This is a genomic window from Micromonospora sp. KC721, assembly GCF_004348355.1.
GTDB lineage: Bacteria > Actinomycetota > Actinomycetes > Mycobacteriales > Micromonosporaceae > Micromonospora.
Genome location: NZ_SMJY01000272.1, coordinates 1 through 6,399, shown reverse-complemented (window position 1 = coordinate 6,399; position 6,399 = coordinate 1). Strand labels below are relative to the sequence as shown.

The 6,399-nt window shown below is 75.5% G+C and carries 4 protein-coding genes; 2 read left to right on the top strand and 2 right to left on the bottom strand.

The annotated features are described in order from the left end of the window. On the bottom strand, positions 1-1,738 hold a 1,738-nt coding region (locus E1182_RS28375), incomplete at its 3' end, for a tetratricopeptide repeat protein (protein WP_243706468.1). Positions 1,739-1,919: 181 nt separating this feature from the next. Here E1182_RS28375 and E1182_RS28370 point away from each other — a divergent pair. Next, positions 1,920-2,951 carry an SIS domain-containing protein gene (locus tag E1182_RS28370; protein WP_132270803.1) on the top strand — a complete coding sequence of 344 codons (1,032 nt, stop codon included), beginning with the start codon at positions 1,920-1,922 and terminating at the stop codon, positions 2,949-2,951. Positions 2,952-2,976: 25 nt separating this feature from the next. Then, a complete protein-coding gene (locus E1182_RS28365; RefSeq protein ID WP_132270801.1) occupies positions 2,977-4,512 on the top strand; it encodes a PAS domain-containing sensor histidine kinase in 1,536 nt (511 codons plus the stop codon). Positions 4,513-4,525: 13 nt separating this feature from the next. Here E1182_RS28365 and E1182_RS28360 read toward each other — a convergent pair whose 3' ends face one another. Next, entirely contained in the window at positions 4,526-6,031 is a 1,506-nt protein-coding gene (locus tag E1182_RS28360; RefSeq protein WP_132270800.1) for a glycosyltransferase family 39 protein, read from the bottom strand. Positions 6,032-6,399: the final 368 nt, after the last annotated feature.

The following is a 6,399-nucleotide window of genomic DNA, read 5'->3' as shown; positions in this document are numbered from 1 at the left end:
GGGCACGGGCGAGCGCGGCGCTCTCCTCGTCCAGCGCCGGGGTGGCCAGGGCCAGGTGGCCCAGGGAGACCGCGATCGGCACCGGCCGCGCCCGGGCCACCTCCGCCACGTCCGCGAGCCGTTCGGCCACCACCCGCGCAACGTCGGGGCGTACCGCCGGGTCGACCCAGGCGGCTGTGACCAGGGCGAACAGGGCAGCCTCGGTGATCCAGTCCTCGACGCCCCAGATCAACTCCACCAGCACCCGGCGGCGGGTCGACTCCGCCCACGGTTCGTCGGTGCGGTGGTGCAGCAGGCCGAGACAGGCCCAGACCTGCACGCACCGGACCCAGAGCGAGGGGTCCTGCCCCGCCAGCACCCGCCCCATCGCGGTCTCCGGCGGCTCTGGTGGGTGCACCAGCAGTCCCAGCAGGTCGGCGAGGTCCAGGGTGGCCAGCCCGACCGCCGCATCGTACGCAGCCGGTGGGTGCGGCCAGGCGGGGTGGGCGAGGCGACGTACCCGTTGCGCCGCGTCGGCGGAGGGCGCCGGCAGGGTGGGTGCGGCGATGGCTCCCTCGTAACGCCAGAGCTGGCAGGTGGTGGCCCGCCGGGGTTCCCGGGGGTCGGGCCGGCTCGTCCCGGTGACCTCGATGTCCAGGCCGGCGGCCGCGCCGGCCCGCATCGCGCTGGGCGGTTCCGGTACGGCGAGGCGGACCGCCGGGCCGGGCGTGCCGCCGGTGGCCGGCGGCCGGCGTAGCGCGTCCACCATCGCGCCGGCGGCCGGGGTCACCTGCCCCAGCCAGGGCCGGCTGCGGCAGCACTCGGCGAGGTCGCCGTGCTCGTGGCTGTCGTCCGGGTGGTCGCGGACGAAGTCGGCCAGGGCGACGAGGTGCGCCACGTCGCCGTCGCGCAGGTAACGCAGCCGGTGCGCGGTGTGCACGGCGCAGTCGAAGGTGGGATCGCGGGCCAGCGCCCGGTCGATCCACTCCAGGGCGGCGTCGAGCCGGCCGGTGTCGGCCAGGGTGCCGGCGATGTCCGCGTACACGGCCAGGTCGTCGGGGTCGTGCGCGACGGCCCGTTCGAGGGCGGCGAGCGCCTCCCGGTTACGGCCCGCGCTGCGGTACGCGTACCCGAGCCACACCTCGCCCAGTTTAGACGGCTCCTGGCGTACCCCCCGGGCGGCCCAGTCGATCGCCAGGGTGACCTCGCCGAGGCGCCGGGCCAGCGCGGAGGCCGCGCCCAGCAGCAGCGCGTGCCGCGGGTGCGCGGTGACCGCGTGGCGGGCCAGGGTGAGGTACGGCAGCAACGGCGGCCGGCCGGCGCGGGGCACCGGGTCGAGCACGGCGGTGCAGACCTGCATGAGGATCCGGGCGGCCCGTTCCGGGTCGAGTCGGGTGGCCAGTTCGGGCGCGGTCACCCAGGGCACCCCGGCCCAGTCCACCCCCGGCGCGTGCCCGGTGGCGGCGACCAGCAGGTCCAGCCCTTCGGCCGGTCGCCCGGCGGCGGCGAGCAGGTGGGCGCGGGCCACCACGGCCCCGACGAACGCCCGCTGGCCGATCGGGAAGAGGTCCAGGTCGCCGCCGGAGGCGGCGGCGATGTGGGCCAGCGTCTCGTGCACCTCGGGCAGGGTCGGCGCCTGGACGAGGGCGGCGGCGAGGTGCCCGGCGGCGTGCGGCAGGTCGCCGGAGTCGAGGGCCAGGCGGGCGAGAGCGAGTTCCTCCGCCACGGTCAGCGCGGATTCGTCACGTCCCTCGGTCACGTCGGCCTCTCGCTCATCGGTGCCAGGGCTGGCAAGCCTAGGGGATGTCGTCCAGCAGTGGTGATCTACTGCGCGTTGCTGCTCGTTCGATTGCCCACAAGGAGGCAATGATGCAAAACTGAGCATGGAACGCGCGGAAATCGCGCAGGGAGGAGTCTTCGTGACACGTCCAGGAGCCGGCATGGCGGCCGACATCGACGAACAGCCGGCCGGCTACGCCCGCCTGCTCTCCGCCGGCCCCGCCCAGCGGATCGCCGAGGTGGCCGCGACCATCGCGCGCCGCCGTCCCCGGCACGTCGTCCTCACCGCCCGGGGCACCTCCGACCACGCCGCCCTCTACGCGGCGTACCTCACCGAGATCCGGCTCGGCCTGCCCGCCGGGCTCGCCTCACCCAGTGCGGTCACCGTCTACGGGGCCCGTCCCGACCTATCCGAGGCGCTCGTCGTCGGGGTCAGCCAGAGCGGCGGCTCGCCCGACCTGACCGAGGTGCTGCGCACGGCCCGCGGCTGCGGCGCGCTCACCCTCGCGGTCACCAACAACCCCGACTCACCGCTGGCCGAGGCCGCCGAGCTGACCGTCGACATCGCCGCCGGTCACGAGCGGGCCGTCGCCGCCACCAAGACCTACACCGCCGAGCTGCTCGCCCTGCTGCTGCTCGTCGAGGGCGTCCGCGCCGGCGACGGCGTGCTGCCCGCCGAGGAACGGGCCGCCCTCGACGCCCTGCCCGACCTCGCCGCGCGTACCCTCGCCGACCCCACCCCGGCGCAGCTCGCCCCCCGTTACCGCTTCGCCGGCCAGCTGGTCACCACCGGCCGGGGGTACGCCTACCCGACCGCCCGGGAGGCGGCGCTGAAACTGATGGAGACCTCCTACCTGCCGGCGCTGGCCTTCTCCGGGGCCGACCTGCTGCACGGCCCGCTCGCCATGACCGACCCGGACGTTCCGGTGCTCGCCGTCGTCGGCTCCGGCCCCGGCGGGCGCGCCATGGGTGAGGTGCTGCCGCGGCTCGGCGAGCGCCGCGCCGACGTGGTGGTGGTCGGCTCCGCCGAGGTGGCCGGGGCCACCCGGATAGCCGTCCCCGAGGTCGACGAGCGGTACGCCCCGCTGCTGGACATCCTGCCCCTGCAACGGCTGGCGCTGGCGCTGGCGTTGGCCCGGGGTGAGGACCCGGACGCACCCCGGGGGCTGAAGAAGGTCACCGCGACGAGGTGACCGCCGGCGTGGCACGCTGTGGGGCGTGTCCACGCTGCGCGACCTCGCCGAGGAGCACACCCAGCTCCGCCCGGCCGACATCGACCACCTGCACCGGATCGCCGGCGACTGGCAGTTGCTGTCCGACCTGTCCTTCGCCGACCTGCTGCTCTGGGTGCCGGTCGACGGTGACGGTGCGTTCCTCTGCGTCGCCCAGGTCCGCCCGACGACCGCCCCCACCGCGTACCTGGACGACCAGGTGGGTCGGATCGTCGGCGGCCCGGAGGTGGCCCACCTGGAGGTGGCGTACCGGCAGGGGCGGATCTGGCGGGAGGGCGACCCGGTCTGGTACGGCGACGTGCCCGCCCGGCACGAGGCGATCCCGGTGCGGCTGCGCACCGCCGACGGTGAGGCCGGTGAGGTCGTCGCCGTGGTCGGCCGGGACACCAACCTCTCCACCGCCCGCACCCCCAGCCAACTGGAGCTGAACTACCTCACCACCGCCGACGACCTGGCCCAGATGATCGCCGACGGCACCTTCCCGCCGCCCCGGCACCCGGGGGAGACCACCTCCGCGCCCCGGGTCGGCGACGGTCTGGTCCGGCTGGACGCCAACGGCAAGGTCACCTACGCCAGCCCGAACGCCCAGTCGGCGTACCGGCGTCTGGGGTACGCCTCCCACCTGGTCGGGGAGGACCTGGCCAAACTGCACCGGCGGCTCGCCGCCGACCCGCTGGAGGGCACCGACGCCGGCAACGCCGTGCTGGCCGCACTGCGCGGCGAGGCCCCGCCCCGGCGGGAGATCGACGCCCGGGGGGCCACCATGCTGACCCGGGCGCTGCCGCTGATGCCGGCCGGCGTGCCGATCGGCGCGCTGGTGCTGGTCCGCGACATCACCGAGGTGCGCCGCCGGGACCGGGCGTTGATCACCAAGGACGCCACCATCCGGGAGATCCACCACCGGGTGAAGAACAACCTCCAGACCGTCGCCGCGCTGCTACGTCTGCAGGCCCGTCGGGTCGCCATGCCGGAGGCCCGGGTCGCGCTGGAGGAGTCGGTACGCCGGGTCGCCTCGATCGCCCTGGTGCACGAGACGCTCTCCATGTCCAGCGACGAGGCGGTCGAGTTCGACGGCATCGTCGACCGAGTGGCCAGCGCGGCCACCGAGGTCGCCGCGACCGAGGTGACCGTGGGGATGCGCCGCCGGGGCAGCTTCGGGGTGCTGCCCGCCGAGATCGCCACCTCGCTGGTCATGGTGCTCAACGAACTGCTGCTCAATGCCGTCGAGCACGGCTTTCCGCCGGCCGGCGAGGAGGGGGCCGCCGCCGTCGTGGGCAGCGACGTGAAGCCAGAGGTGGTGGTGACCGCGCACCGGTTCCGCAAGCAGTTGCACGTCTCGGTTGCCGACAACGGGCGGGGCCTGCCCGCGCAGTTCGACGCCGAACGCGGCGGCCGGCTGGGACTGCAGATCGTCCGGGCATTGGTCACCGGTGAGCTGCGCGGCAGCATCGAGTTGCGCAACGGTGCCGAGGGCGGCACCGAGGCCGTGCTGGTCGTCCCGCTGGCCCGCCAGCCCGGCTGAGGCGCGCCGCGGTTCAGGTGCGGGTGAGCAGGGCGACAGTCAGGTTGGGGCGGTGCCACCGGCGGGACACGGTGTAGGTGTCGCGCAGCGCGGTGCCGGTGGCGCCGGGGACCGCGGTGAGCGGGTCCGGTCGCCGGCCGGCCAGTACCAGCCAGACCCGCTGGACCCCGGCCAGGCACTCCGCCGGGCGGGGGCATTCGGTGACCCAGAAGTCCGCGCGTTGCCGCTGGTCGCGGAGCGCCAGCACGTCCCGGGGCCGCTCCTTCAGGTGGTACGCCAGTCCGAGATCGAGGAAGAACCAACCCTCCCGGGGCGAGTAGACGATGGCGTCACCGGGGCGTTGATTCGCGCCGACGAGTTCCGCCGCGCCCCGGTAGTCGACCGTGCTGCTGCGTGGCCAGCCGTGGGTCCGCCGCAGCGACGCCTGGTCGGGCAGGCCGAGCAATCCGGCCAGCGCCACCACGGCCAGCCCCGGTGCCACCGACAGCGCACCGGCGCGGGGCGATGCCGGCCCGGTCGGGGGCGATGCCGGCCGGGTGGCGAGGACCGCGCCGGCGAGAACGCAGGCGAAGGGAACGGTGAAGAGCAGGTAGCGCGGTACCCACAACGGCACGGCCAGCCCGGCGACGAAGACCAGCAGCACCGGCAGCAGCACGCACAGCCCGGGCAGCAGCGCCTGGCGGCCCGCCCGCGCCGCGCCGAGCGCGGCCAGGCCCACCACCAACCCGCCGACCACGCCGCTCTGCGCCACCCCGGCGGGCAGCGCCGCCAGGTCGGCCAGGCGGGCCGGCTCGACCCAGTCGAGCTGCCGGGAACGCTGCCCCGGTACGCGCAGCAGCAGCGGGGTGAGCACGACGAGCGCCGCCAGGACGGCGAGCAACCAGCGCGGCGCCAGCCGCCGGTCCCGCACGGCCAGGGGTGACCAACCTGCTCCGGCGACCATCGCCACCACGGCGTGCGCGGCGAGCAGGGCGAGGGCGAGCAGATGGGCCAGGCCGAGCCCGATGACGGCGGCGGCGTACCCGGCCCAGCGCGGCCACGTCGGGCGGTGCAGCGCGGCGACCAGGAGCAGGGTGGCCAGCACGGCGAGGCAGGTGGCCAGCGCGTACGGGCGGGCCTCCTGGGCGTACCTTGCGGTGCCGGGCAGCACCGCGAGGAGCAGGCCGGCGAGCAGGCCGGCCCGGGCGTCGGAGAGTCGGGCGGCCAGGACGGCGGTGAGTCCGGCCGCCGCCGCCATGGCCAGCGCCGAGGGCAGCCGCAGCGCGGTCGGCGAGTCGCCGGCGAGGCGGGTCCAACCGTGCATCAGCAGGTAGTACGGCCCGGCGGTGGCGTCCAGGGTGCCGGTGAGCCGCAGCAGGTCCGGTAGCGGCCGGGTGGCCGCGCTCCAGGTGGCCAGCTCGTCCCGCCAGGGTTGGGCATGCCCGATGCCGACCAGCCCGACGGCCAGCGTGGCCAGCGCCGGTACCAGCCAGACCAGGACCGGGGCGGATCGGAGCCACCCCGCCGGCTTTTCGGACATTTCGTCCACACGGTGAGCCTTTCACACCCGGCGCCGCCCCGTGGTCCCGCCGATCCGGCCCGTGATGTGGGATGCCGCACGCGCTCGTTGGCTGGTCCACCCCGGGTGTGGCAGCATGACTGTCATGACCGCCGCTGTCGTCCGCCGCTTCGTGGCCCGTCGCCACGTCGACTACGGCCGCGTGCGCAGCGCGATCTGTCCGGCCCACTGACGACGCCCGACCCATCTGTCTCGGGCGCGTAGTCCGCGCCGGCCGTTCCGACACCGTCGTCCTCGGCCCGTTCCACGGGCCGGCCGTCGCGCCCACGCCCCCACCGAGGCACAGCAGACAACGGAGGACGCCGCGATGGCGGTCAGCAGCACCCCCG